The 3,411-nt window shown below is 79.0% G+C and carries 3 protein-coding genes; 1 reads left to right on the forward strand and 2 read right to left on the reverse strand.

Features of this window, described 5'->3' with window-relative positions; translation table 11 throughout:
- On the forward strand, positions 1 to 777 hold a 777-nt coding region (locus FOE67_RS20350; RefSeq protein ID WP_228474095.1), incomplete at its 5' end, for a GntR family transcriptional regulator.
- A gap of 171 nt (positions 778 to 948) precedes the next feature.
- Here FOE67_RS20350 and FOE67_RS20355 read toward each other — a convergent pair.
- Together FOE67_RS20355 and FOE67_RS20360 are read right to left on the reverse strand one after the other, a co-directional pair.
- On the reverse strand, positions 949 to 1,740 hold the full coding sequence (locus FOE67_RS20355) for a hypothetical protein (RefSeq protein WP_438874266.1): 792 nt from the start codon (positions 1,738 to 1,740) through the stop codon (positions 949 to 951).
- Positions 1,741 to 2,279: 539 nt separating this feature from the next.
- The coding region (locus tag FOE67_RS20360; protein ID WP_182666289.1) for a PucR family transcriptional regulator at positions 2,280 to 3,411 on the reverse strand (1,132 nt) is incomplete at its 5' end.

Raw genomic sequence — 3,411 nt, forward strand, 5'->3', positions numbered from 1 at the left:
GTATATAAGAGACAGGGTCACGGCGGACCCACCGGCCGCCCCCGCACGCCGGCCGGTGACCCCGGCGACCCCGGGGCCGGGGATTCCGACGCCGGGCGACCCCGGGGGAGCGGGGCACGCCCCGCGGTCACCCCGCGCGCCCCGGGGCACACACCGGTGCCGCCGGTGCGCCACTGCGTCCGCGACCAGGTGCTGGCCGCCCTGCGCGGCGCCCTCGCCGACGGCGGTCTGCGGCCCGGTGAGGTGTACTCCGCGCCCCAACTGGCCGTGCGCTGGGGCGTCTCGGCGGGACCGGTGCGGGAGGCGATGCACCAGTTGATGAGCGAGGGCACGGTCGAGGCGGTACCCAATCGGGGCTTCCGGGTCTGCGGCCTGACCCCCCGCGACCTCGCGGAACTCGCCGAACTCCGTGCCGCGCTGGAGGTTCCCGCGATCACGGCCCTGGCGCGCGACCTGCCCCCCGGGCACTGGGCCGCTCTGCGCCCCCTCGCCGACGCCGCCGTGACCGCGGCCGGCCTCGGGGACGGTGCCGCCTACGCCGAGGCCGACCTGGCCTTCCACCGCGAACTGCTGGCCCCGGCGGGCAACCGGCAGCTGTCGGCGGTCACCCAGCACCTGCACCGCCGGTCCCAGGCGCCGGTCATCGGACGGCCGCCGCGCGGCGCGGCCGAACTGCTCGCCGACGCCCTGGAGCACGGCGCGCTGCTCGACGCCCTGGCCTCGGGCTCCCCGAGTCGCGCCGAACGGATGGCCCGCGAGCACCTCACCGGCTGCTGATCCCGGGACCCGCCGGGACCGTCACCCGGCGGCCGACCGGCCCACCGCTCCACCGGCCCACCGACGCGCGACCGGAATCCGGGACGGCAGGAGGCCGATGGGGTCCGGCCCCGTGCCCGCCCGGTGCCGTCTCCCCCGGCGGGGGAGACGGGGGGCGTTCCGGGGGCGGGCTCAGTCGACCCCCAGCCGGGGCGCCAGCCAGCGCGGCACCCCGCCCAGCATCCGGAACAGCCTCCGGGCCTCCTCCCGCAGGCGTTCCGCCTCCCGGCCCGACTCCACCGAGGCCAGCGCCTCCAGCGCCGGCGCGATGCCCACCAGGAACCCCAACTCCTCCCGCAGGCGCAGCGACTCGCGGAAGGCCAGGCGGGCCTCACCGGGGTTGTCGGAGTGCAGCGCGAGACCGCCCAACTGCCGCCAGGTGCCGGAGAGCAACAGCAGGTCGCCCCGGGCCGCCGCGGCGGCGTGCGCCCGCCGGTAGGCGGCCTCGGCACCCTGCGGCCCGTCGCTCAGGTACTCACCGAGCAGCCCCCGGCGGTAGTCCAGCAGGGCCCGTCGGGCGCTGTCGGGGGGGAGCAGGGCGGCGGCCCGCCCCAGCGCCGCCCGGGCCTCGTCGGCCCGATCCCGCACGCCCAACAGGGTCGAGGCCCACGCCAGGTGGCCCCGCTCGCAGGCGGCGGCCCCGCGGCCCTCGTCGTCCGTCGGCACCGCCTCCGCCGCCCGCAGGGCGTCCTCCGCCCGCTCCCATCCCTCGCCGGTGTACAGACACCCCTCGCCCAGCAGCGCCGCCCGCAGCAGGGCCGCGCCCGGCTCGCCGTCGCGCTCGGCGACCAGGTCGGCCGCCTCCTCCCAGCAGCCGCGGGAGCGGAGTCGCCACACCGCCCCCGTCAACGGGTCCCCCTCATCCGGCAGGTCGCCGTTCACCATGGCGGTGTCCGCCACTGTGCCCTCCCCTTGGCGCTTCATCGAGCCGATGGTCCCCGCCGACACGCCGTGCCCCGACCGGCCGGTGGGGGACGTGCGGTGGGTGGTGCGGACGCGGTTCGCGAACCGCGGCGCGGCGGGACGACCGCCTCCCGTCGCGCCGGGGCGCGACGGTGCCGGGCATCCGTGCCGTTGGGGATGCATCTCAGCACGAGGTGAGCGGCCGGGCCAAGAGGGCGGGTGAACGCTTTCACAAGTGATCGATCTTCGTCACACCCGGACGGGCTCCCTCCTCTCCCGCCCGGGGCTTCCGTCGGGGCCCGGTCGTGCTTCTCGAATCGCCCCGTTTCGTCCCGCCCGTTTCCCCGGGCCCTCCGGCTCCGGTCGGGGCCCGGAGCGGTCCCTTCCGCCGGACGGGTCGGCACCGGGTGCCGGGACCCCCGCCGCCACGACGGGGGAGACGGGACGACGGTCGGATTCCCGGGTGGGCCGTTTGCCGGTGCTCCGTTCCGAGGTGTCCGCCGGGCTCCCCTCCCCGGCGCGCGACCGGCCGCGCCCGCCGACCGGCCGCGCGCCGGGGATCACCGACCACCCTCCCCGGTCGACCCACCGTCCGGCGGCTCGACCGGGGCGTGCATCCGCAGCGCCAGGAAGAAATCGACCCGGTCCTCCCAGCGGGTCGGGTCGCGGCCGGTCAGCTCGGCGATCCGCCGGATGCGGTAGCGCAGGGTGTTGACGTGCACGTGGAGGCGGTCGGCGCACCGGCTCCAGGAACCGTCGCTCTCCAGGAACGCCCGCAGGGTCGGCAGCAGTTCGGTGCGCCGGCGCCGGTCGTGGGCCAGCAGGGGGTCCAGCAGTCGTGCGGTGAAGGCGCGCCGCACCTCGGCCGGGACGAACGGCAGCAGCAGGACGTGCGAGGCCAGCTCGCCGGGGCCGGCCCCGCAGACCGCCTCGTCCCGGGCGGCGGCCACCCGCCGGGCGTGCCGGGCCTCCTCCAGGGCGCCGGCGAGACCGTCGGCCGAGGCGACGGGGTCGGAGATCCCCACGCTCAGTCGGGCGCCCGGCCCCAGCGCGGCGGTCAGCGCCGCACGGGCCGGGTCCAGCAACGTGGCGGGGGTGAGCGGGACGACGGCCCCCGTCACCGGGTCGGGGAACGGGGCGAGGAGGGCCACCGCCTCCCCGTCCACCTCGGTCACCACCGCCCCGCCGGGCCCGTCGGGGAGCCCGGTGGGTCCGGGGACGTCGGGGTTCCCGGCCGTCGTGCCCGCCCGTTCCCGGGCGCCCGCCACCAGGTCGGTCAGCAGCAGTCGCGCGGCGCGGGCCTCGGACCCGCCGCCGCCCGCGGCCGTTCCCCCGCCCCCGGAGCCGAGCCGGGCGACCACCACCTGGCGCCCGCCGCCCGCCCGCGCGCGCGGAGCCCCGGGAAGCGGCACCAGCAGGTCGAGCCGGGCCGCGACGTCCGCGGACGGCGCACCGGCCCGCGCCAGCTCGATCACCTCCCGGGCCAGCCGACGCCACGCCGCGCCCGCCGCGTCGACCCGGTCGCGCTCCTCCGCCAGCAGCCCGGCGGTGGTGGCCAGCAGGTCCACGCGCCGTCGCGGCCACCGGCCGGGATCGCCCACCACGGCCAGCAGTTCCCCGGCGGGACCGGCGGCGTCGAGCGGGGGAGGGGTGCCGCCCGGCCCGGGGGGCGCCACGGCGAGGAGGGCGTGG

The sequence above is a fragment of the Streptomyces calidiresistens genome (genome assembly GCF_014141525.1).
Lineage (GTDB): Bacteria > Actinomycetota > Actinomycetes > Streptomycetales > Streptomycetaceae > Streptomyces > Streptomyces calidiresistens.